20 protein-coding genes and 4 tRNA genes are annotated in these 21,539 nt (G+C 70.0%); 12 read left to right on the top strand and 12 right to left on the bottom strand.

Features of this window, described 5'->3' with window-relative positions:
• The first annotated feature begins 53 nt into the window (after nt 1–53).
• Together M8I34_RS15985 and M8I34_RS15980 are read left to right on the top strand one after the other, a co-directional pair.
• A tRNA-Asp gene (locus tag M8I34_RS15985) sits at nt 54–128 on the top strand.
• Nucleotides 129–470: 342 nt separating this feature from the next.
• Nucleotides 471–704, top strand: a complete 234-nt coding sequence (locus M8I34_RS15980) for a DUF6274 family protein (RefSeq protein ID WP_250050120.1) — start codon at nt 471–473, stop codon at nt 702–704.
• Between the two features lie 529 nt (nt 705–1,233).
• On the opposite strand, the gene bldC is transcribed toward M8I34_RS15980, so the two are convergent.
• Both bldC and M8I34_RS15970 read right to left on the bottom strand, forming a co-directional pair.
• Nucleotides 1,234–1,440, bottom strand: a complete 207-nt coding sequence (bldC, locus tag M8I34_RS15975) for a developmental transcriptional regulator BldC (protein ID WP_003949541.1) — start codon at nt 1,438–1,440, stop codon at nt 1,234–1,236.
• 513 nt (nt 1,441–1,953) lie between these two features.
• Nucleotides 1,954–2,790 (bottom strand): hypothetical protein, encoded by an 837-nt coding sequence (locus M8I34_RS15970; protein ID WP_250050119.1) that lies wholly within the window; start codon nt 2,788–2,790, stop codon nt 1,954–1,956.
• Between the two features lie 196 nt (nt 2,791–2,986).
• On the opposite strand from M8I34_RS15970, the gene M8I34_RS15965 reads away from it, so the two are divergent.
• Together M8I34_RS15965 and M8I34_RS15960 are read left to right on the top strand one after the other, a co-directional pair.
• Nucleotides 2,987–4,105 (top strand): Glu/Leu/Phe/Val dehydrogenase dimerization domain-containing protein, encoded by a 1,119-nt coding sequence (locus M8I34_RS15965; RefSeq protein WP_030989313.1) that lies wholly within the window; start codon nt 2,987–2,989, stop codon nt 4,103–4,105.
• Between the two features lie 318 nt (nt 4,106–4,423).
• Entirely contained in the window at nt 4,424–4,675 is a 252-nt protein-coding gene (locus tag M8I34_RS15960) for a DUF3073 domain-containing protein (protein WP_030086208.1), read from the top strand.
• A 228-nt stretch (nt 4,676–4,903) separates the two neighbouring features.
• On the opposite strand, the gene purM is transcribed toward M8I34_RS15960, so the two are convergent.
• The 8 genes from purM to purS form a co-directional block, all read right to left on the bottom strand.
• Nucleotides 4,904–5,971, bottom strand: a complete 1,068-nt coding sequence (purM, locus tag M8I34_RS15955) for a phosphoribosylformylglycinamidine cyclo-ligase (RefSeq protein ID WP_250050118.1) — start codon at nt 5,969–5,971, stop codon at nt 4,904–4,906.
• Between the two features lie 35 nt (nt 5,972–6,006).
• A complete protein-coding gene (purF, locus tag M8I34_RS15950; RefSeq protein WP_030086203.1) occupies nt 6,007–7,566 on the bottom strand; it encodes an amidophosphoribosyltransferase in 1,560 nt (519 codons plus the stop codon).
• A 588-nt stretch (nt 7,567–8,154) separates the two neighbouring features.
• On the bottom strand, nt 8,155–8,952 hold the full coding sequence (locus M8I34_RS15945) for a maleylpyruvate isomerase family mycothiol-dependent enzyme (RefSeq protein WP_250050117.1): 798 nt from the start codon (nt 8,950–8,952) through the stop codon (nt 8,155–8,157).
• A gap of 107 nt (nt 8,953–9,059) precedes the next feature.
• Entirely contained in the window at nt 9,060–9,896 is an 837-nt protein-coding gene (locus M8I34_RS15940) for a M23 family metallopeptidase (RefSeq protein ID WP_374210918.1), read from the bottom strand.
• 36 nt (nt 9,897–9,932) lie between these two features.
• Nucleotides 9,933–10,445, bottom strand: a complete 513-nt coding sequence (locus tag M8I34_RS15935; RefSeq protein WP_250050115.1) for a helix-turn-helix domain-containing protein — start codon at nt 10,443–10,445, stop codon at nt 9,933–9,935.
• A gap of 159 nt (nt 10,446–10,604) precedes the next feature.
• Nucleotides 10,605–12,854 (bottom strand): phosphoribosylformylglycinamidine synthase subunit PurL, encoded by a 2,250-nt coding sequence (gene purL, locus M8I34_RS15930; RefSeq protein ID WP_250050114.1) that lies wholly within the window; start codon nt 12,852–12,854, stop codon nt 10,605–10,607.
• A 91-nt stretch (nt 12,855–12,945) separates the two neighbouring features.
• Nucleotides 12,946–13,626: a phosphoribosylformylglycinamidine synthase subunit PurQ gene (gene purQ, locus M8I34_RS15925; RefSeq protein ID WP_244413889.1), complete on the bottom strand. Its 681-nt coding sequence runs from the start codon at nt 13,624–13,626 to the stop codon at nt 12,946–12,948.
• On the bottom strand, nt 13,623–13,868 hold the full coding sequence (purS, locus tag M8I34_RS15920) for a phosphoribosylformylglycinamidine synthase subunit PurS (RefSeq protein WP_030086196.1): 246 nt from the start codon (nt 13,866–13,868) through the stop codon (nt 13,623–13,625). The genes purQ and purS overlap by 4 nt, the downstream gene beginning before the upstream one ends.
• Before the next feature lie 300 nt (nt 13,869–14,168).
• Between purS and M8I34_RS15915 the strand changes: the two genes are divergently transcribed.
• The 8 genes from M8I34_RS15915 to M8I34_RS15880 all read left to right on the top strand — a co-directional run bounded on the left by M8I34_RS15915 (nt 14,169) and on the right by M8I34_RS15880 (nt 19,016).
• The gene (locus M8I34_RS15915) at nt 14,169–14,489 is read left to right on the top strand and encodes an Lsr2 family protein (RefSeq protein WP_030086195.1); all 321 of its coding nucleotides are present in this window, start codon (nt 14,169–14,171) and stop codon (nt 14,487–14,489) included.
• Between the two features lie 119 nt (nt 14,490–14,608).
• Nucleotides 14,609–14,680: transfer RNA gene (locus tag M8I34_RS15910), tRNA-Gly, on the top strand.
• Between the two features lie 73 nt (nt 14,681–14,753).
• Nucleotides 14,754–14,826 (top strand) — tRNA-Gly (locus M8I34_RS15905).
• A 172-nt stretch (nt 14,827–14,998) separates the two neighbouring features.
• Entirely contained in the window at nt 14,999–16,075 is a 1,077-nt protein-coding gene (locus M8I34_RS15900) for an ABC transporter ATP-binding protein (RefSeq protein WP_250050113.1), read from the top strand.
• A 62-nt stretch (nt 16,076–16,137) separates the two neighbouring features.
• On the top strand, nt 16,138–16,890 hold the full coding sequence (locus M8I34_RS15895; RefSeq protein ID WP_250050112.1) for an ABC transporter permease: 753 nt from the start codon (nt 16,138–16,140) through the stop codon (nt 16,888–16,890).
• Nucleotides 16,863–18,182 carry a sensor histidine kinase gene (locus M8I34_RS15890; RefSeq protein WP_250050111.1) on the top strand — a complete coding sequence of 440 codons (1,320 nt, stop codon included), beginning with the start codon at nt 16,863–16,865 and terminating at the stop codon, nt 18,180–18,182. Before M8I34_RS15895 ends, M8I34_RS15890 begins: the two co-directional genes overlap by 28 nt.
• A gap of 105 nt (nt 18,183–18,287) precedes the next feature.
• Complete coding sequence (locus M8I34_RS15885) at nt 18,288–18,890, top strand: DNA-binding response regulator (protein ID WP_244419845.1); 603 nt, start codon at nt 18,288–18,290, stop codon at nt 18,888–18,890.
• A 53-nt stretch (nt 18,891–18,943) separates the two neighbouring features.
• Nucleotides 18,944–19,016 (top strand) — tRNA-Gly (locus M8I34_RS15880).
• A 128-nt stretch (nt 19,017–19,144) separates the two neighbouring features.
• On the opposite strand, the gene M8I34_RS15875 is transcribed toward M8I34_RS15880, so the two are convergent.
• Both M8I34_RS15875 and M8I34_RS15870 read right to left on the bottom strand, forming a co-directional pair.
• Complete coding sequence (locus M8I34_RS15875; RefSeq protein ID WP_250050110.1) at nt 19,145–20,044, bottom strand: phosphoribosylaminoimidazolesuccinocarboxamide synthase; 900 nt, start codon at nt 20,042–20,044, stop codon at nt 19,145–19,147.
• Nucleotides 20,045–20,142: 98 nt separating this feature from the next.
• Complete coding sequence (locus M8I34_RS15870; protein ID WP_250050109.1) at nt 20,143–21,522, bottom strand: MFS transporter; 1,380 nt, start codon at nt 21,520–21,522, stop codon at nt 20,143–20,145.
• Between the last annotated feature and the right edge of the window lie 17 nt (nt 21,523–21,539).

Genomic DNA, 21,539 nt, shown 5'->3' with positions numbered 1-21,539 from the left:
CCTGCTGTAGAGTCTTGCTTCGCAGCCCGCCGCAAGCGGAAAGCGAAACGCAAGGTCCTGTGGAGCAGTTTGGAGTGCTCGCCACCCTGTCAAGGTGGAGGCCGCGGGTTCAAATCCCGTCAGGACCGCATTTCTACGGCCCGCATCCTCTCCGGATGCGGGCCGTACTGCTGTCCGCAACGGGCCGCACCCGGGCCGCCCCGCCCATGCGGCCGCCCCTCGGGCACCGCACATCCCGTCAGGCCCCGCCCGCACGGCCCGTATCGCGAAACGGTGCGGGCCGCGCCGCTGCCCTCCGCCCGCCGCACTGCTGTCCTCCCTCCGCGGCCTCCGACAGGCGCGGGTCGCACCCCTGTCCACATCCGCCCCCTCCGAATGCGGTGCGTAGCCGGTTTGCGCCCCGCTGTGTTGACGGCGGCACGCACCGCCGGTACTCACTGAGGAAGGTGTGGGCCGGGGAGGTATGCGCAATGACGACTGCGGTACGGCACGAGACCAGGGCGCTGCTACGGGCCCATCTGGCGGCGGCCACGGGCTATCGCCATCTGACACGGCACTGCCCTGTCTGCCATCGGCTGCTGCGGCTCGCCATGGAGCCGCACACGGCCCGCTCCGGGCCTCCGGCGGCCGCGTCCGCTCCGACCCCGCCTTCGGACGTCTCCGAGCCGCCGGCGGCCGAGGGCGAAAGTCCCGCGATCCGGTGACCCGGGCCGCATATCCCACCCGCTGTGCGGTAGCGGGCTATTGGGCGTGGCGGGGGGAAGTTCTCTACCGCAGCGGACGTATCGTCTTCAAGCGCCGCGTAGTGTGACGGGTGTCACCGAACAAGTTCGGCGAGATGTGGAACTTACACCCCCCATACAACCGGTCAATTTAATATGTGCAATTGCACTACCTGTGAACGGCTCAGTAACGAGCCCGCAGGGTCCGCGCACAAACATCCTCACAGGAGCCGTGAAGGCACCCTGACCGGCGTCCGGGGTGGCGTCGGCGCCGTGCCGACCCGACCGCCCCGAAGGGCCCTGAAGCGGGCGCACACAAAAAAATCGCGCTGGACCCGGCGGAGTCCAGCGCGATCAATGACGTACCCAGATGGAGCGGGTGTGGGGCCTGTTGGGGCAGGCGCCGCGTCGTATGAAGCTGTGTCAAGCAAGGTGGAGCAGGTCGAGCCAGGGGTACAAAGCAGGCATTTTCGGGTTGGGGGCCCCGAAAACGACCTGGTTATGCGGTTATTCAGGCCTCGCTACGCTGCTGCGGGATACCCGCGAGCAGTGCGCGGACCTCAGCCTCGCGGTAACGCCGGTGTCCTCCGAGCGTGCGGATGGACGTGAGCTTGCCTGCCTTGGCCCAGCGGGTCACCGTCTTCGGGTCCACGCGGAACATCGTGGCGACCTCAGCAGGGGTAAGCAGCGGCTCGGCGTCAGGGGTGCGAGCGGTCATGAGCGGCCTCCTCGGGAGAACCGAACCATCACGGTTCTTTCCTCTAAATTCTGCACCTTGACCCACGTTGCCCGAAATGGCGGACGCGGGCCGAGTCGGTTATAGGACGAACGGCTTGTCCTCGGCACTACAACTACACCATCCGTCCAGCCTCGTCGGCCAAACCGATGGAATTGCCCTCTCAGGTGTTCAACCTCGGCGGAAGCCGATGGACCGTGCCATAGCGGACAGTCACCCGTCCGTGACGATCAGTCACAACGTGCTCAGCCGCCACGAGACCCCTCAAGGAGCGCAATACCGATCTATCCGCCCTTAGTTGGACGGAAGGAGCCCACGTCGGGCTCCTTGTCCTATTTTGGCACGAGGGTATGGCTTGGGAGCAAGACCCGAAGTCAGTGCTTTAGGTCACGCTCGAGGCATTCGCCCGGATCAGGACCTACGTCCCTTGCCGCCCGACCAGCGAAAAGCGGACACGGCACTTCCGCGCCACGAACCCCTGATACGCACCGCCGCTCAGCTGGAGAACTGCCGCTCACGCACCGCACGCCACCGCTCGGAAAGTTTCTCGTACGCGACCCCGGCCCGCTCGCCGTCCCCGTCGCGCAGCGCCGCCAGTCCCTCCGCCACCTCGGCGGCGGAACGGTCCTCGGCGAGCTGCCCCTCGGGCACCGCGTGCACCAGCCCTCCGTAATCCAGCTCCACGAGCGAACGCGGATGGAATTCCTCGAGCCAGCGCCCCACATCTACCAGGCCGTCGATCAGCGGCCCCTCTTCCAGGGCGTCCCGCAGCGTGCGCAGCCCCCGCGCGACCCGCCGTCGCGCCTGCACCATGGGCGTCCGGTAACGCAGCACCGGCTCCTGGTCACTCTTCGTGTACTCCCGCTCGTCGTCGTCGAACAGCACGAACCAGCGGACCGGGACATGCCAGGCCGCACCGCGGATCCAGGGCCGGGCGTCCGGGTTGCGCTCCCGCCACTGCTCGTAGTCGCCGGCCGCCTGGAGGCGCACGACCGGGGGCAGCGCGGCATCCAGCACCGATGCCGGCAGCAGTTCCTCCAGCGCCTCGAGGGCCTGCCAGCCGCGCAGCCGGGTGCGCCAGGGACAGACGCAGGTCACCTCGTTCACGACGGCGATGAAGGCGTCCGCGCTCTCGTGGACCGGCACCGGGACCGGCGGGGTCGCCAGCAGATCGGCCAGCGCCCGGCGCTGCTCGTCCTGGGCGGTGGGGGTGTCCTCCCGTTTGGCGTAGCGCGCCCAATGGGAGCGTTCCGGCTCGGGGAACGCAGCCAGCGGCTCGTAGACCCGTAGATATGCCATGTACGGGATCTTCACCGACGACGCCAGGGCCACGCCCGCTCCTTCAAAGGGGAAGTCCACCGCCGGGTGGTCCCGAGGGCCCCGCCGGCCTGCGATACGACCAGATCGTCCCATGCCCGTCCCCCGGGAGAGGGTGATCCCGGGCACCCGGCGGATCAACCGGCCCCGCAGGTCTTACGCTCTTTTCAACCGGCCCTCCCCACCCGTAGGAGGGCGTCCTTCGCGACTTATGGGAGTCACCACAGTGACTGACGTACGTCCGGCCCACGCCGGCACCGACGGCGGCGTTCTGCACACCCTGTTCCGATCGGAGCAGGGGGGCCATGAGCAGGTCGTTCTCTGCCAGGACCGCGCCAGCGGCCTGAAGGCCGTGATCGCCATCCACAGCACCGCCCTGGGCCCCGCCCTCGGCGGCACCCGCTTCCACGCCTACGCCTCCGAGGAGGAGGCCGTGCTGGACGCCCTGAATCTGGCGCGCGGCATGTCCTACAAGAACGCCCTCGCCGGGCTGGACCACGGTGGCGGCAAGGCCGTGATCATCGGTGACCCGGATCTGATCAAGACCGAGGAACTCCTGCTCGCCTACGGCCGGTTCGTGTCCTCCCTGGGCGGCCGCTACGTCACCGCCTGCGATGTCGGTACGTACGTCGCCGACATGGATGTGGTCTCCCGTACGAACAAGTGGACCACCGGCCGCTCCCCCGAGAACGGCGGCGCCGGCGACTCCTCCGTCCTGACCGCCTACGGCGTCTTCCAGGGCATGCGCGCCTCGGCCCAGCACGCCTGGGGTGATCCGACGCTGCGGGGCCGCAAGGTGGGCATCGCGGGCGTCGGCAAGGTCGGCCACCTCCTCGTCGAGCACCTCCTCCAGGACGGCGCCGAGGTCGTGATCACGGACGTCCGGGCCGACTCGGTGGCGCGGGTCCGCACCAAGTACCCGCAGGTCACGGCCGTGGCGGATACCGAAGCGCTGATCCGTACCAAAGGCCTGGACGTCTATGCGCCGTGCGCGCTGGGCGGTGCGCTGAGTGACGAGTCGTTGCCGGTGCTGACCGCGAAGGTGGTGTGCGGTGCGGCCAACAACCAGCTCGACCACCCCGGCGTCGAGAAGGAGCTGTCCGACCGCGGCATCCTCTACGCCCCCGACTACGTCGTGAACGCCGGCGGTGTCATCCAGGTGGCCGATGAGCTGCACGGCTTTGATTTCGACCGCTGCAAGACCAAGGCGACGAAGATCTTCGACACCACGCTGGCGATATTCGCTCGTGCGAAGGCCGACGGCATTCCGCCCGCCGCGGCCGCCGACCGTCTTGCCGAGCAGCGCATGGCGGAGGCGCGGCACGCCTGACCCGGGCCCGAAAAGCGGTCTCGTCGGCCGGAAACACAGCCTTGCGCGGCCCGCCACGGGTGGTCAGGGAGACATCCCTCACCACCCGTCGGCGGGTCGCCGTGCGGGACAGGTTAAAATCGCAGTTGACCAGCGGGGACGGGGCACCTTGCAGGTCGTGCCGAGCGGCGGGTGATGCGGGCGACGTACCGTATGGCCGCGGAAGCAGGTACCGTTAAAGCCCTACGGGCCGGTCTCTCTGTCGAGAGCCCGCTCTGATCCATGAACGCGTGTCAAGACTCTGGGGCCATCGAGCCCCGTCATTGAGGGGGTCGACCCATGGGGCGCGGCCGGGCCAAGGCCAAGCAGACGAAGGTCGCCCGCCAGCTGAAGTACAGCAGCGGTGGGACGGATCTCTCACGACTGGCCGACGAGCTGGGTGCATCACCGTCGAACCAGCAGCCTCCGAACGCAGAGCCGTTCGAGGAGGACGAGGACGACGACCCGTACGCACGGTACGCAGATCTGTACAACAGCGACGACGACGAAGAGGACGAGGGCGACTCGTCCCAGCAGCGTCGTCGCGCTTGACCCTGTGCGCTCGCGGCACCCATAACAGCATCACGGACCCGGTCCTGGGCATCGCCCGGGCCGGGTCCTGTGCTGCCCAGATGACCATGGGGCGGGCGGTGGGCGTACCGGCGACTGCCCGTGCGCCGGCCGCACCGGGGACTGCCGGAGAGTGGGGCACGCCCCCAGCCGACGCCGGGGGCGCCCCCACCCATGTACCGCGCGGGGCTGTGGAAGGCGCCCGTCCGCTCAGCTCGCGTAGTCACCGGTCAGGGTCACTGCCTCTGCGTGGTCACCGCGCTCGACGATCTCGCCGCTGACCCAGGCGTCCACACCCCGGTCGGCCAGCGTGGTCAGGGCGGCCTCCACCGACTCCTGCGGGACGACGGCGATCATGCCGACGCCCATGTTCAGGGTCTTCTCCAGCTCCCGGCGCTCGACCGAGCCGGCCGAACCGACCAGGTCGAAGACCGGGCCCGGCGTCCAGGTGGCGCGGTCGACGGTGGCGTGCAGGCCGTCCGGGATCACCCGGGCGAGGTTGTTGGCCAGGCCGCCGCCGGTGATGTGCGAGAAGGCGTGCACCTCGGTCGTACGGGTCAGCGCCAGGCAGTCCAGCGAGTAGATCTTGGTGGGCTCCAGGAGCTCCTCGCCGAGCGAGCGGCCGAACTCCGGGATGTCCCGGTCCAGGGCGAATCCCGCGCGGTCGAACAGCACATGGCGGACCAGCGAGTACCCGTTCGAGTGAAGCCCGGAGGACGCCATGGCGATCACCGCGTCGCCCGTACGGATACGATCCGCGCCCAGTACCCGGTCCGCCTCGACGACGCCGGTGCCGGCACCGGCGACATCGAACTCGTCCGCGCCCAGCAGCCCCGGGTGCTCCGCGGTCTCGCCGCCGACCAGCGCGCAGCCGGCCAGCACACAGCCCTCGGCGATGCCCTTGACGATCGCGGCGACCCGTTCCGGGTAGACCTTGCCGACGCAGATGTAGTCGGTCATGAACAGCGGCTCGGCGCCGCAGACGACCAGGTCGTCGACGACCATGCCGACGAGGTCGTGGCCGATGCTGTCGTAGACGCCCATCTTGCGGGCGATGTCGACCTTCGTGCCGACGCCGTCGGTCGCGGAGGCGAGCAGCGGGCGCTCGTACCGCTTGAGGGCGGAGGCGTCGAAGAGGCCGGCGAAACCGCCCAGGCCGCCGACGACCTCGGGGCGGGTGGCCTTCTTCACCCACTCCTTCATCAGGTCCACGGCGCGGTCGCCGGCTTCGATGTCGACGCCCGCGCTCGCGTAGCTGGCACCAGTGGTCTCTGACATGACGGAGAACTTTCGTGTCGGGTGGGTGACGAGCTCTACGGGCGACGCAGCGCGTCGGCCCCGCCGACCCCGGCGGTGAGCGTCTGGACGCCGTCCACATCGGACTTCGCCTGGCTCGCGGTCTCCGACTCCAGGAGGTGCTTGCCCAGCAGCTCCGGGTCGGGCAGATCCATCGGGTATTCGCCGTCGAAGCAGGCGCGGCACAGATTCGGCTTGGCGATCGTGGTCGCCTCGATCATGCCGTCGATGGAGATGTACGCGAGTGAATCGGCGCCCAGCGACTTGCCGATCTCCTCCACGCTCAGCCCGTTGGCGATCAGCTCGGCGCGGGTGGCGAAGTCGATGCCGAAGAAGCACGGCCACTTGATCGGCGGGGACGAGATCCGGATGTGGACCTCGGCGGCGCCGGCCTCGCGCAGCATCCGGACCAGGGCGCGCTGGGTGTTGCCGCGGACGATCGAGTCGTCGACGACCACCAGGCGCTTGCCGCGGATGACTTCCTTGAGCGGGTTGAGCTTGAGGCGGATACCGAGCTGGCGGATGGTCTGCGAGGGCTGGATGAAGGTCCGGCCGACGTAGGAGTTCTTGACCAGGCCGGAGCCGTAGGGGATGCCACTGGCCTCGGCGTATCCGACGGCGGCGGGAGTGCCGGACTCCGGCGTCGCTATCACCAGGTCGGCGTCGGCCGGCGCCTCGGCGGCCAGCTTGCGGCCCATCTCCACACGGGAGAGGTACACATTGCGGCCGGCGATGTCGGTGTCCGGGCGGGCGAGGTAGACGTACTCGAAGACACAGCCCTTGGGGCGGGCCTCGGCGAAGCGGCTGCTGCGCAGACCGTCCTCGTCGATGGCGACCATCTCACCGGGCTCGATCTCCCGGATGAAGCTGGCGCCGCAGATGTCCAGGGCGGCGGACTCGGAGGCCACCACCCAGCCGCGCTCCAGCCGGCCCAGGACCAGCGGGCGGATGCCCTGCGGGTCGCGGGCGGCATAGAGCGTGTGCTCGTCCATGAAGCAGAGCGAGAAGGCGCCCTTGACCTTCGGCAGGACGCGGGGTGCGGCCTCCTCGACGGTCAGCGGCTTGCCGTCCTCGTCGACCTGGCCGGCCAGCAGCGCCGTCACCAGGTCGGTGTCGTTGGTGGCCGCGACCTGGGTCGCCCGGCCGCCCTCACGGGGCAGCGCGGCGACCAGATCCGCCAGCTCGGCGGTGTTCACCAGGTTGCCGTTGTGGCCGAGCGCGATCGAGCCGTGCGCGGTCGCACGGAACGTCGGCTGGGCGTTCTCCCACACCGAGGCACCGGTGGTGGAGTAGCGGGCATGGCCCACGGCGATATGGCCCTGGAGAGAGCCGAGCGAAGTCTCGTCGAAGACCTGGGAAACCAGGCCCATGTCCTTGAAGACGAGGATCTGGGAGCCGTTGCTCACTGCGATGCCCGCGGACTCCTGTCCACGGTGCTGCAGCGCATACAGCCCGAAATAGGTGAGTTTGGCGACCTCTTCACCCGGAGCCCAGACACCGAAGACGCCGCAAGCGTCCTGGGGGCCCTTCTCGCCGGGGAGCAGGTCGTGGTTGAGTCGTCCGTCACCACGTGGCACGGCACCGAGTCTAGGGCAGGTCGCGCATTCATCCGAACCGGGGATGGCCGCGGATCTGGATGAGTGCATAAACGGGGAGTGCGGTGCGGTTGACGTGACCACGGCCATCTCGTCGGGTTTTCCGCCTCCGGAAGCCCCGGAACCCTTGGCACACCTGGCCTTTCGCCGAGTACCCGTCGCGGGCGGGACCCTGAGGCGAGGCCGTCACGCCGATCCCGGCCGCCCCGTCGGCACCTCCCGTCGCGGCGGAGGGGCGCGGAAACTGCGCGGGACGGGCTGTGAGGTGCGGTGGCCGCATTCCGCGCTTCAGTCGATCTTGCGGTGGCCTCGCTGAGCTGGGCTTTCCTTTCCCGTCACCGGATTTTCGCGTTCCACTTCCGGGCCCTTGGCGGGCGGCTCGGCGTGGGCGATTCGTCCCACTTGTGGCGTTCGTCACTGGCGAGACCCCCTCCGGTCGGTGTGAGATACGCGACGCGCTCTCCGGCCGGGCGCGGACCGCCCGAGTTCACCGTCGTGGAACGCGGTCGGCGCCACACCGGTCCGTCGCCTCGGCCCAGCCCACTTCAGCCCGCCCCACCTCAGCCCGCCTCAGCTCAGCAGGGGCAGGTATCCCCCGATGTCGGCCCGCTCGCCGCTGGCGCTGACCGCCGCCGCGTCCAGTGCCTCGGCCCAGGTCGTACGGCCGGTGGCCAGCCGGAGCCACGTCATCGGGTCGGTCTCGACGACGTTCGGCGGGGTGCCGCGGGTGTGCCGGGGGCCCTCGACGCACTGCACCACCGCGAACGGCGGCACCCGGACCTCGACCGCATTGCCGGGCGCCTTGGCGGCCAGCACATCGGCCAGCAGCCGGGTGGTGGCAGCCAGGGCCTGGCGGTCGTACGGGATCCGCAGGCCGGTCGCCGCTGACAGATCGTCGCTGTGCACAACGAGTTCGAGACAGCGGGTGACGAGAAAATCGGTCAGCCGCATCGCACCGGGCCGGGCGGCGACCACCCGGTCGCCCGGTTCCGACGGGAGGACGCGGGCCAGTTCGTCGGCGGTGTGCTCCAGCAGCTCCACGGGGTCGTGGGCGTCGGCCAGGGCGCGGGTGCGGTCGTCCACGGAGGAGGCGAGGGGGCCGGCGGCGGACGGCCAGTCCACGAGGGCGGCCTCCGCCCGCGGCGGGACCGGCTGCTCGAGACCGCGCGCCACGCTGCCGGCCGCCATGGACAGATGCGCCACCAGCTCCCGCACCGTCCAGTCACCGAGCCGGGTCGGCAGCGCGAACTGCTCGGGCGCGAGACCGCGTACGGCATCCAGGAGATGATCGAGCTGGGCCGCGACGGCGGCACGGGTCTTCTGGGCGTCGTACTGGCGGGCGCGCGGCTTCCGGGCGGCAGGAGACATGACGATCAGCCTAGGCGGCACCTCTGACAACGGGCCGGGGATCGGCGACCACAGGACCGGGGTTCCGGCGCCGGCCCCGGCCTTCCTCGCGCAAGCGGCGAGACCCCTCAGCCCGCGGGCGTCTCCGCCGGCGCCGCGGCGTCGAAGAGCTCGCCGTTGGCCGGGACGCCGATCCCCCGCCAGGTGAAGGGGACACCCGTGGCGGTCTCCGGGTCCTCGCCGTCCATGAGCTGGAAGTGGACGTGCGGCTCCGAGCTGTTGCCGGAGTCGCCGCACTGGCCGAGCGGCTGCCCGGCCCGTACCCGGTCGCCGGTGCGGACGGTGAGCGAGCCGCGCCGCACATGGGCGTAGAGCGCGTACGTACCGTCGCCCAGGTCGAGGATCACGTGGTTGCCGACGACCCGGCGGGCGCCCCCCAGCACGCGGACCGCCCCCTCCACGGCGAGCATGTAGATCGCCGCGGGCCACGAGGTGCGGCTGAGGTGGTCGCGCTGACGGTCGTCGGTCCGTACGACGGTGGCATCGGCGACGGCGAGCAGGGGCGCGCCGAACGCCGGGAAGTCTTCGTTGCGGCGGACCAGCGGCCACCAGCCGAAACCGGGGCGGGCACCGGGCTCGGGTTCCGCCACGATGTCGATCGCGTAGGCCTGCCCGTATGACCGGGTGCCGTGGCTGGGGACCTTGTCGGCCGGGCTGTTGAGGGCCTTCCAGCGGCCGGTGACCGGCGCGGCGACCTCCACCGCCTCGGGGACGGCGCCCGCCGAACTCTTTGCCGCCGCGCGGGCCGCCCGGCGGTTCACGCCGAAGGCGAGCACCACCCAGAGGCCGAGCGGGACCCAGCCACACCAGTACGGAATGTCGACGAAAATGCTCGCCACGACCACCGCGAAGAAGGCGAACAAGCAGAGGCGAGCGGCCTGTTCGGAGAGTTTCCGCATGGATATGGACTTCATTCCTGTCCCCCTGAAATCGGCCGGGCGTCAGCGCCCGGCGGCGGTCAGCATCACCAGCAGCGGTACGACGCGCTGGGCCGGTACCTCGTAGCGGCCACGGGCGGCCGAGTGCAGCCAGCCGGCAGCGGTGAGCTGCCGGAGGTGGTGGTAGATCTGGCCGGTCGTGCCCGTGCCGTCCAGCTCGGTGAGTTCTGCGGCGGTGCAGCGGCCGCGGAGGATCTCGCGCAGCAGCCGCAGCCGTACGGGCTGGCCGAGCGCCGCGAACGACTCGGCGGCGTCCGCCCAGTCGGCCTCCAGCACGGTGTCGGTGTCCAGGCCGTACTGCCACTCGTAGCGCTGTCCGGCCGGGATCCGTACGGCGCCGGTGAAGAGCACTCCGCCGTTGTGGGCGCCCAGCTCGGTGAGCTGGGCCTGGAGGCCGTGCAGGGCCCACAGGTCGTCGTCGGGCTCGCGCTCGGGCGAGTGGGCGGCCGGGCCGGCGGACCGCTCAAGGGCGGCCAGCCGTCGTTCCAGCTCGGCCACCCGCTGTTCGAGATCCATGGCGAGAGATTACGTAATTACGTAATTCTTGACAAGGGCTCGCCAGGAGGTCGGTGAGAATGCCCCGGAAACAACCGAAACGGCCCGCCGGATGTACTGGCGGGCCGTTTCGGCTCAGGCTTTCCGGACCGCGGCCCGGAGGAGCAACTGGCGGAGCAACTAGGCGATCAGGTGCGGGATCGTCGCCTCGTGCGCGTCCTTCAGCTCGCTCAGCGGGAGGCTGAACTGCCCCTGGACGTCGATCTCGTCGCCGTCGATCACACCGATCCGGGTGGCCGGCAGTCCTCGCGCACCGCACATGTCGGTGAAGCGGAGCTCCTCGCTGCGCGGAACGGCGACGACCGCCCGGCCCGCCGACTCGGAGAAGAGCAGCACGAAGGGGTCGAGACCGTCCGGAACGACGACGCGGGCACCCTTGCCGCCACGCAGGCAGGACTCCACCAGGGCCTGGATCAGGCCGCCGTCGGAGAGGTCGTGCGCGGCGTCGATCATGCCGTCACGGGAGGCGGAGATCAGCACATCGGCCAGCAGCCGCTCGCGCTCCAGGTCCACCTTCGGCGGCAGACCACCGAGGTGATCGTGCACGACCTGCGACCACGCCGAGCCGCCCAGCTCCTCGCGGGTGTCGCCCAAGAGGTAGATCAGCTGGCCCTCGTCCGCGAACGCGATCGGGGTGCGGCGGTTCACATCGTCGATGACGCCGAGCACCGCGACGACCGGAGTCGGGTGGATCGCCGTCTCGCCCGTCTGGTTGTAGAGCGAGACATTGCCGCCGGTCACGGGCGTACCGAGGGTCTGACAGGCGTCGGCGAGACCACGGGTGGCCTCGGCGAACTGCCACATGACCGCCGGGTCCTCGGGCGAACCGAAGTTCAGGCAGTCGGAGACCGCCAGCGGCTTGGCACCGGACGCGGCGACATTGCGGTACGCCTCGGCCAGCGCCAGCTGCGCACCCGTGTACGGGTCGAGCTTGGCGTAGCGCCCGTTGCCGTCCGTGGCCAGCGCGACACCGAGGTTGCTGTCCGCGTCGATCCGGACCATGCCGGCGTCCTCCGGCTGCGCAAGGACGGTGTTGCCCTGCACGAACCGGTCGTACTGGTCGGTGATCCACGCCTTGGAGGCCTGGTTGGGCGAGGCCACCAGCTTCAGGACCTGCGCACGCAGCTCGTCCGCGTTCGCCGGGCGGGCCAGCTTCGCCGCGTCGTCGGCCTGGAGGGCGTCCTGCCAGTCGGGGCGGGCGTACGGGCGCTCGTAGACCGGGCCCTCATGGGCGACGGTGCGCGGCGGCACGTCCACGATCTGCTCGCCGTGCCAGAAGATCTCCAGCTGCGAGCCGTCCGTCACCTCACCGATGACGGTGGCGATGACGTCCCACTTCTCGCAGATCTCCAGGAAGCGGTCGACCTTCCCGGGCTCGACGATCGCGCACATGCGCTCCTGCGACTCGCTCATGAGGATTTCCTCGGGCGAGAGGGAGGAGTCGCGCAGCGGCACGGTGTCCAGCTCGACGCGCATACCGCCGGAACCGGCCGAGGCCAGCTCGCTGGTGGCGCAGGACAGCCCGGCGCCACCGAGGTCCTGGATGCCGTCGACCAGGTCTTCCTTGAAGATCTCCAGGGTGCACTCGATGAGGAGCTTCTCCTGGAAGGGGTCACCGACCTGGACGGCGGGGCGCTTGGTGGGCTTGGAGTCGTCGAAGGTCTCCGAGGCCAGCACGGAGACGCCGCCGATGCCGTCGCCGCCGGTGCGGGCGCCGTAGAGGATGACCTTGTTGCCGGCGCCGGACGCCTTGGCGAGGTGGATGTCCTCGTGCTTCATGACGCCGATGCAGCCGGCGTTGACCAGCGGGTTGCCCTGGTAGCAGGCGTCGAAGACGACCTCCCCACCGATGTTCGGCAGGCCCAGGCAGTTGCCGTAGCCGCCGATTCCGGCCACCACGCCCGGCAGGACGCGCTTGGTGTCGGGGTGGTCGGCGGCGCCGAAGCGCAGCGGGTCGACGACGGCGACGGGGCGGGCACCCATGGCGAGGATGTCGCGGACGATGCCGCCGACGCCGGTGGCCGCGCCCTGGTAGGGCTCGATGTACGAGGGGTGGTTGTGCGACTCCACCTTGAAGGTGACGGCGTAGCCCTGGCCGACGTCGACGACACCGGCGTTCTCGCCGATGCCGACGAGCAGCGCGTCGTTCTCGGGGGCCTTCTCGCCGAACTGCTTCAGATGGACCTTGCTGCTCTTGTAGGAGCAGTGCTCGGACCACATGACCGAATACATGGCGAGTTCGGCGCCGGTGGGACGGCGGCCGAGAATCTCACGGATGCGCTGGTACTCGTCCTGCTTCAGGCCGAGATCGGCCCACGGCTGGTCGGTGTCCGGCGTCTCGGCTGCGTGCTTGACGGTGTCGAGAGTCATGCCGCGCACCTTTCACTCGCTTCTCCGCCGGCGCGGCGCAGAGGTGCGGCATTCGTCTTCGACTGCGGCGCGGCGGCCGCGCGTGCGTCGCTCATGCGTTGACCAGCTTCTTCAGGATCGAGGTGAAGAATCCGAGGCCGTCGGTACGGCCCGTACCGATCAGCGGCTCCACGGCGTGCTCGGGGTGCGGCATGAGGCCGACGACATTGCCCGCCTCATTGGTGATGCCGGCGATATCGCGGAGCGAGCCGTTGGGGTTGCCGTCCAGGTAGCGGAAGGCGACCCGGCCCTCGGCCTCCAACATGTCGAGCGTGCGCTCGTCGGCGACATACCGGCCGTCGATGTTCTTCAGCGGGACGCTGATCTCCTGACCGGACGCATAGTCCGACGTCCAGGAGGTCTCCGCGTTCTCCACCCGCAGCTTCTGGTCGCGGCAGATGAAGTGCAGATGGTTGTTGCGCAGCATCGCGCCGGGCAGCAGGTGGGACTCGGTGAGCACCTGGAAGCCGTTGCAGATACCGAGGACCGGCATACCGGCCCTGGCCTGCTCGATCACGGTCTCCATCACCGGCGAGAACCGGGAAATGGCCCCGGCCCGCAGATAGTCGCCGTAGGAGAAACCGCCGGGCAGCACCACGGCGTCGACCTGCTTGAGGTCCTTGTCGCGGTGCCACAGCGGCACCGCTTCGGCTCCGGCGACCCGGACCGCGCGCTGGGTGTCGCGGTCGTCGAGCGTGCCGGGGAAGGTCACCACTCCGATCCGCGAGGTCATGAGTCGACCCGCACGGTGAAGTCTTCGATGACGGTATTGGCGAGGAAGGTCTCGGCCATCTCTTGGATGCGAGCGAGGGCGGCGTCGTCGACCGGACCCTCCACCTCAAGTTCGAAACGCTTGCCCTGACGGACGTCGGCGATCCCCTCGAACCCCAGGCGTGGCAGTGCGCGCTGCACCGCCTGCCCCTGCGGGTCGAGGATCTCCGGCTTGAGCATGACGTCGACTACGACGCGTGCCACTGGCACTCCCGGTGGTGTGGTGCGTAAGGCGGTGTCAACACAGTACCGTGTTCGAAAATCTACGCGCATAGATATGCAGCGGGCCCGATCACGGTCCGGTATCGGGGGGAGTGCAGCTCAGGAAAAATTCTCGAAAAGATCCGGGGTCCGGATTGCGGGAAGACACGCTGACGAAATTAACTGGGCTTCACAATGCAATGCCCATCGCTGTACAAATGAAAAAGCATTGATCCCAATCAGCCGGATCCGGAGCATCACCCCATGTCAACAAGGGGTTGCTCCCCGAAAGGACCGATATCCGTGGCGCAGCGCGTAGTAGTAACGCTCTCCGATGACATCGACGGAGGAGAAGCCGCAGAGACGGTCACCTTCGGATTGGACGGGAAGTCGTACGAGATCGACCTCAATCCCGCCAATGCGAAGAAACTGCGCGGTGCCCTCGCTCCGTTCGTCGAGGCCGGCCGCAAGCGGGCCAAGTCCGGCAAGGCCTACCACCGGACCGCGGTGAACCCCGACCCCGCGGCCGTCCGCGCCTGGGCCCGCTCCAACCAGATGGACGTCCCCCCGCGCGGCCGGATCCCCAAGAAGGTCTACGAAGCCTTCAACGCCGCCAATCACTAACCGACTTACCGGCGTCCCCCGGCCCGGGCGCAGCCGACTTGCACAGCACCCCTACTGATCAGCTAGAGTCTGGAGCACGCCGAGGGGCGAGGCCGAAAGGCCGGACCTCACGGAGTCACGCGGGTGTAGCTCAGTAGTAGAGCGCCCTCTTTCCAAGAGGGAGGCGCAGTGTGCAATCCCTGTCACCCGCTCTGACAGCTCGACCGGTCATTGGATCAGGTACAGTAGCTGTCGCGCCGCTCGGTGAAAGCCGAGTGGATGCCTGCGGACGTAGCTCAGTTGGTAGAGCGCAACCTTGCCAAGGTTGAGGTCGCGAGTTCGAGCCTCGTCGTCCGCTCAGAAAGAGAAGGCCCCGGTCATTGCGACCGGGGCCTTCTTCATTTTCCGCGACGCCACTCCGGATCCTCCTGCCTCTCCCCTCCCTTCCAGCGTTGGCAACTGACATTTGTCATCGGCTGCGATGACAGTCCGCACTGCCCGGAACCTTGATCCGGCGAAACGCTGGACTCATGAACATCGGGGAGAAAACCATCGCGGATGCCGGCCGCGGCGTCGCCGGGAGCAGCGGCTCCGGCATCGGTGTGATCGAAGTCACCGAACTCCGCAGGCGCTACGGCGCCACCGGGCGACGCGCCGAAGAGGGGCAGGAGCGGGGCGGGCGCGGGGGCAGGCGCGGTGAGCGCGGAGCGCGGAGCCGGCCCGGCACGCGGGAGAGCTATGAGGCCGTGCGCGGTATCGACTTCTCCGTCGACCGGGGCGAGCTGTTCGCGTTGCTGGGGACCAATGGCGCGGGCAAGACCTCCACTCTCGAACTGCTGGAGGGCCTGGCCGCGCCCACCGCCGGGCAGGTCCGGGTTCTCGGCCATGATCCGTTCCGTGAGCGGGGCAGGGTGCGGCCCCGTATCGGCGTCATGCTCCAGGAGGGCGGCTTTCCCTCCGAGCTGACGCCCGCGGAGACCCTGCGGATGTGGGCCGGGTGCACCACCGGGGCGCGCCCGGTCGAGGAAGCCCTCGCCCTAGTGAGGCTGGACCGGCGCAGGGATGTCCGGGTCAAGCAGCTGTCCGGGGGTGAGCGTCGGCGGCTGGACCTCGCCCTCGCGCTGCTGGGGCGGCCCGAGGTGCTGTTCCTGGACGAGCCGACGACGGGGCTGGACACCGAAGCGCGCCGGGCCACCTGGGAGTTGGTCCGCGAGCTGCGGGACTCCGGGACCACGATCGTGCTGACCACGCACTACCTCGAAGAAGCAGAGGAGCTGGCGGACCGGCTGGCGATCTTGCACAACGGGCGGATAGCGGCGGCGGGACATGTCGCGGACGTGGTCGCCGCGCATCCCTCGCACCTCTCCTTCGAGCTGCCCGACGGATTCCATCTCGGCGATCTTCCGCCGCTGGGGGAACTGGGCGTCATCGGCCATGAGACGCGCGGGCGCACGATCCGGCTGCGGACGGACGAACTACAGCGGACCGCGACCGGAGTGCTGCTCTGGGCGCAGGACAAGGGGATAACGCTGCGCGGCCTGGACGTCAGATCCGCGTCCCTGGAAGAGGCATTTCTGCACATCGCAAAGGGGCTGGAGAACACATGAGTGCAAGTACGGGCCAGGCTGTCGGCAATGCGCGGCCGAAAATTCCCGTGGAAACGCGCGCGGTGGGCCGTCTACTCTCCCTGGGGCGAGCCGAGTTGACGCTTCTCGGCCGCAACAAGACCGCGCTGTACACGTCGCTGATCATCCCGATTGTCATGGCGTTCGCCATGCAGCGGGCGGTCAGCTCGATGAACCTGGCCGGCATGGGACTGTCGCTCGGAACGGTGCTGCTGCCCGGCACTCTCGGCTGCGTTCTGGTCTTTTCCGTCTACTCCAACCTCACCGCCGCCTATGTCGCCCGGCGCGAGGAACTCGTGCTCAAACGGCTGCGTACCGGAGAGCTGCGGGATCTGGAAATACTGACCGGCACCGCGCTCCCGTCGGTACTGCTGGGGCTGGCCCAGTGCGCGCTCCTCGTCGCCGTCGGCAGTCCGGTGCTGGGCACGGGCCTGCCCACCGCGCCGCATCTCCTGATCGCCGGAGTGCTGCTGGGCATGGTCGTGGTGATCGGGCTCGCCGCGGCATCCTCGGCCTTCGCGAAGTCGGCCGAGTCCGCTCAGCTGACCGTGCTGCCCTTCATGCTGGTGTCGCTGGGCGGGTCCGGGATGATGGTTCCGCTGGACGTCTTTCCGGAGAACGTCGCCGCGTTCCTCGAAGTCCTCCCGCTGTCGCCCGCGATGGAGCTGATACGGGCCGGCTGGACCGGCGGCGAGGGCGTCAAGCAGACGCTGGGGCAGCTGATTACCGGCTTGGCCTGGAGCGGGCTCGCGCTGTTTGCTGTGCAGCGATGGTTCCGGTGGGAGCCGCGGCGCTAGCAACGCAGGGCTATCGGCACGACGGGGGCGAGCAGCGCATGATCGGACGGCTACGGGCGGCCTGGCAGCGGCGGAGCCAGGTGGGCATGGTCGACGCATACTTCCGCTGGACCCTCTACGTCCTCCCCTGGCTTCCCGTGTTCGGCGGGGTGGCGCCCGTTATGGGCAACACAGGGGGGAGGCCGTTGCCGGTCGCTCTGGCCACTGTCGCCGTTGTGCTGAATGTGGTGCAGGGCGTGCTGGCCGTACCGCTGTTGAACCGGGCTCTGGACCGTTATCTGAAGCTGGGGGCGACACCGCGCGGCCTGCTGGTCGTCTCGGGTGTGCTGACCCTAGCCGCCGAGATCGCGCTGTTCGCGCTGGTCGCGGTCAAGGGGACGGCCGACAGGGAGAGCCTGGGCACGCTGGCCTTGGCGATGGCCGCGACCCTCACACCGTTCTTCATGGCGCACAGTCTGGTGGTGTCCAAGCGGCGCTTTCTGGGGGCGCTGGCCGGCGCCGCGGCGGGGCTCCTGCTGCTCGCCCTGTTCACGGGTTTCTGGCTGGGTTCGCTGGTGTTGGCGATCATGGTGGTCTTCGCCGGTGTGTGGAGCCTCGGGATAGCGCGGCCCACGGGCTGGCTGCTCGGTGTGATCCGGAAGCTGGATGCGGCGCGCAGTACCGAGACACGGCTCGCGGTGGCCGAGGAACGGCTGCGGTTCGGCCGCGATCTGCACGATGTCATGGGCCGGAATCTGGCGGTGATCGCCCTGAAGAGCGAGCTGGCGGTCCAGCTGGCCCGGCGGGAGCGGCCGGAGGCGGCGGAGCAGATGGTGGAGGTGCAGCGGATCGCCCAGGAGTCCCAGCGGGAGGTACGGGAGGTGGTGCGGGGTTATCGGAGGGCCGATCTACAGGCGGAGTTGGCCGGCGCCCGCTCCATCCTGCGGGCGGCCGGGGTGGACTGCCGTATCGAGGGCGAGGAGGAGACGCGGCTGCCGCCCGAGGTGGAGTCGGCGCTCGGCTGGGTCGTACGCGAAGGCACCACGAACGTCCTGCGGCATGCCGCGGAGGTGCGGCGCTGTGCGGTGCGGACACGGATCGATGCGCACCGCTCGGTGCTCGTGATGACCATGGAGAACGACGGCGTCACCCACCCGCCGCCCGCAGCCGGCACCGGCTCGCTCCCCGGCAGCGGTCTCAAGGGACTGCGGGAACGGCTCCACCCCCTGGGCGGCACCCTGACCTCGGGCCCGGCCCTGAACGGCTCCTACCGTCTGACCGTCGAACTCCCCATGGGAGCGGCGACGGGGTAGGGCCAGGGGGTGAGTAGGGGCTAGGGGGTAAACGGCTCGGTGCGGGGGGTTCGCGGTGACTGGAGAGGTGGGTGGCGGGTGAGCGACGGGGTGCAGGGCGGCCTGATCCGGGTGTTGCTCGCGGATGACGAGCATCTGATCCGGGGAGCGCTGGCGGCGTTGTTGTCGCTGGAGGACGATCTGCTGGTGGTGGCCGAGGCGGCATCGGGGCCGGAGGCGCGGGCGATGGCCCGGGCGCACGGACCGGATGTGGCGGTGCTGGATCTACAGATGCCGGGGGCGGACGGTGTGGCGGTGGCCACATCGTTGCGGGGCGAGGTGCCGGGGTGCCAGTCCATGATCGTGACGAGTCATGGACGGCCGGGGCATCTGAAGCGGGCGCTGGAGGCCGGGGTGCGGGGGTTCGTGCCGAAGACGGTGTCGGCACAGCGGCTGGCGGAGATCATACGTACCGTCCATGCCGGAAACCGTTATGTGGACACGGAGTTGGCGGCGGACGCCATCAGCGCCGGGGAGTCGCCGCTGACGGTCCGGGAGGCTGAGGTGCTGGAATGCGCCGAGGACGGGGCGCCGGTGACGGAGATCGCGGAGCGGGCGTCACTGTCGCCGGGGACGGTGCGGAACTACCTCTCGTCGGCGACCGCGAAGCTGGGCGCGGAGAACCGTCACGCCGCGGCGCGCCTCGCCCGCGAGCGAGGTTGGCTATAGTGGTGCCCGCACCGCGCCGCGGCGACTGATTTCAGAAGCTGTGCACGGAGCATGCGGACGTAGCTCAGTTGGTAGAGCGCAACCTTGCCAAGGTTGAGGTCGCGAGTTCGAGCCTCGTCGTCCGCTCAGAAAGAGAAGGCCCCGGTCGGGAGTGATTCCGACCGGGGCCTTTTCGTGTGCTGGGCCTCCGGGCCGGGCGCCCGGCCCGGGGGCCGGTGCTCCGGCCCGAGTGTGTACCCGGGCCGGAGGAGGGGTCACGACCAGCGCAGGCCCGTGAGGCGCTCGTAGGCCTCGACGTACTTGGCGCGGGTGCTCTCGACGATCTCGTGCGGGAGGGCGGGCGGCGGCAGCTCGCCCGTACGGTCCCATTCCGCGGCCGGGGAGGTCAGCCAGTCGCGGACGAACTGCTTGTCGAAGGACGGCTGGGCGCGGCCCGGCTGCCACAGGTCGGCGGGCCAGAAGCGCGAGGAGTCGGGCGTCAGGACCTCGTCGGCCAGGGTCAGCTGCTCACCGTCGAAGCCGAACTCGAACTTGGTGTCCGCCAGGATGACGCCGCGCTCGCGGGCGATGTCGCGGGCCCGGCCGTAGACGGCGAGGGTCGTCTGCCGCAGTTGGGCGGCGACCTCGGGGCCGACCTGGTGGGCGACCTCCTCGTAGGAGACGTTCTCGTCGTGGTCGCCGACGGCGGCCTTGGTGGCCGGGGTGAAGATCGGCGCGGGGAGCTCGGAGCCGTCGACCAGGCCTTCGGGGAGGGCCAGCCCGCAGACCGTACGGGTCTGCCGGTACTCGGCGAGGCCGGAGCCGGTGAGGTAGCCGCGGGCCACACACTCGACGGGGACCATCCGCAGCGACTTGCAGACCAGGGTGCGGCCCGCCCAGTCGGCCGGGGCACCGGCCGGGACATCGGTGGAGATGACGTGGTGCGGGACCAGGTCGGTGAGCTGCTCGAACCACCACAGGGACAGCTGGGTGAGGATGCGGCCCTTCTCGGGGATCTCGGTGGGCAGCACCCAGTCGTAGACGGAGCTGCGGTCGCTGGCGACCATGATCAGATCGCCGGCGGCGTTCTGGTAGAGGTCGCGCACCTTGCCGGTGTGCAGGTGGGTGAGCCCGGGAACCTCCACCGGCTCAGGCTTTTCTACAAAACCGGGCACGCTTCCTCCGCGTAGGTTGATCCAGGAGTCCTCTCGATTCTCCCTTACGCGAGCCGGTGGTGACGGACGGGGGCCGGATGCACCGGTGGAGGCGTGCGTCAGGCGGTGGGCCGGGCGCCCCGGAGGACGATCAGCACGAGGGTGGCCGCGGCCGGGAGGACCGCCGCGAGCAGCACCGTGGCCGGGGCGAACGGCCCGCTGAGCAGAGTGATCGCGTACGGGGTGCAGAAGCCCAGGTAGCACAGGGCCCAGAAGCGGGCGGTGAGGCGGGCCAGCCGGTCCGGGGGCGCCAGGGCGGCGACCTCGGTGAGGCCGTAGGCCACACACAGGCCGTATCCGGCGCCGAGTACGGCGGAGGCGAGCAGTGCGGCGTCGGGCCGGACGCGGGCGACGGCGAAGGCGGCCAGGAGCAGGCCGAGGATGACGGCGGCGAGTCCGGCCACGGCGGTGGCGATGCGGTGCCGGGCGGCGAGGCGTCGGGCGAGGGGGGCGACGAGCAGGCCGGTGCCGGGGGTGACGGCGGTGACGATCCCGGCGTACACGGTCTGCCAGCCGGTGAGGCGGGCATCGACCAGCCCGGGGAGGGTGGCGAGGGCGATGCTGGGGGCGACGAACACCCAGGGGGCCACGGGGGCGACCAGCCGGCGGAAAGCGGTACCGGGGGCGGTGGACGGCGCTGTCGTGGGGCCGTGGGACGCGAGGGCTCGCTCCGGCGTCGGGCGCGCGGGTGCCGTGGTCCATTCCCCGGCCGGGCCGTCGGACGCCGCGGACCGTTCGCCTGTCGGGCCGTCGGACACGGTGGTGAGCGTCGTCGCGGGATGGCCGGATGGCGCCAACCGCCCGCCGGGGCAGGCGGTTTCCGGTGCGCGGGCGGCCAGGAGGGCGGCCGCCACGGAGAGGACGAGGTGGGGCAGATAAGCCGTGATCATGGGCGCCGGGGCCCACTGGGCTATCAGTGCCGCCACCAGCCCGCCGGTGGCGAAGCCCGCGGAGAGGAAGAGGCCCGAGCGGCGGGCCGCGGCGCCGCCCGTGGCGACGGTGTCGTACGGAGGCGAGGACAGCTCCTTGATCCAGGCGCTGCCGGCGCTGAGCAGGGCACCGGCGCCGATGCCGGTCAGGAAGCGGCCCGGCCACAGCAGGCCGGTGGCCGCCGAACCCGCCATCAGCAGCACGGTCGCCAGCGCGGAGACCATGAGCGCGAAGAAGACGACGGGGCGGCGGCCGCGGCGGTCGGCGGCCGGGCCGCCCAGGAGCAGGCCGGGGATCAGACCCAGGACGTAGATGCCGAAGAGGGCGGTGGTCGTGGCCGCGGTCAGGCCGAGATCGGAGTGGTAGGCGCCCAGGAGGGCGGAAAACTGGTTGGCGCTCCAGCCCGAGGCGGTCATCACCCAGCCCGTGCGCAGCCAATGGCGGTGAAGGGGAGGGCGGCAGGCGAGTGGTGCGGTGGGGGGTGCCGTGGGGGGCGCCGTGGTCGTCATGGAACGAGATATACGGG

It is taken from the genome of Streptomyces sp. MCA2 (assembly GCF_023544705.1).
In the GTDB taxonomy this organism is placed as follows: Bacteria; Actinomycetota; Actinomycetes; order Streptomycetales; family Streptomycetaceae; genus Streptomyces; species Streptomyces decoyicus.
The sequence above is the reverse complement of the archived record's forward strand: the minus strand, read 5'-3'. Positions and strand labels throughout refer to the sequence as shown.

Excerpts from the sequence above, each read along its gene's own strand:
- M8I34_RS15980 (WP_250050120.1), top strand. The coding sequence starts at position 471 with ATGACGACTGCGGTACGGCACGAGACCAGGGCGCTGCTACGGGCCCAT.
- bldC (WP_003949541.1), bottom strand. The coding sequence starts at position 1,440 with ATGACCGCTCGCACCCCTGACGCCGAGCCGCTGCTTACCCCTGCTGAG.
- M8I34_RS15965 (WP_030989313.1), top strand. The coding sequence starts at position 2,987 with ATGGGAGTCACCACAGTGACTGACGTACGTCCGGCCCACGCCGGCACC.
- M8I34_RS15960 (WP_030086208.1), top strand. The coding sequence starts at position 4,424 with ATGGGGCGCGGCCGGGCCAAGGCCAAGCAGACGAAGGTCGCCCGCCAG.
- purM (WP_250050118.1), bottom strand. The coding sequence starts at position 5,971 with ATGTCAGAGACCACTGGTGCCAGCTACGCGAGCGCGGGCGTCGACATC.
- M8I34_RS15945 (WP_250050117.1), bottom strand. The coding sequence starts at position 8,952 with ATGTCTCCTGCCGCCCGGAAGCCGCGCGCCCGCCAGTACGACGCCCAG.
- M8I34_RS15935 (WP_250050115.1), bottom strand. The coding sequence starts at position 10,445 with ATGGATCTCGAACAGCGGGTGGCCGAGCTGGAACGACGGCTGGCCGCC.
- purL (WP_250050114.1), bottom strand. The coding sequence starts at position 12,854 with ATGACTCTCGACACCGTCAAGCACGCAGCCGAGACGCCGGACACCGAC.
- purQ (WP_244413889.1), bottom strand. The coding sequence starts at position 13,626 with ATGACCTCGCGGATCGGAGTGGTGACCTTCCCCGGCACGCTCGACGAC.
- M8I34_RS15900 (WP_250050113.1), top strand. The coding sequence starts at position 14,999 with ATGAACATCGGGGAGAAAACCATCGCGGATGCCGGCCGCGGCGTCGCC.
- M8I34_RS15890 (WP_250050111.1), top strand. The coding sequence starts at position 16,863 with ATGGTTCCGGTGGGAGCCGCGGCGCTAGCAACGCAGGGCTATCGGCAC.
- M8I34_RS15870 (WP_250050109.1), bottom strand. The coding sequence starts at position 21,522 with ATGACGACCACGGCGCCCCCCACGGCACCCCCCACCGCACCACTCGCC.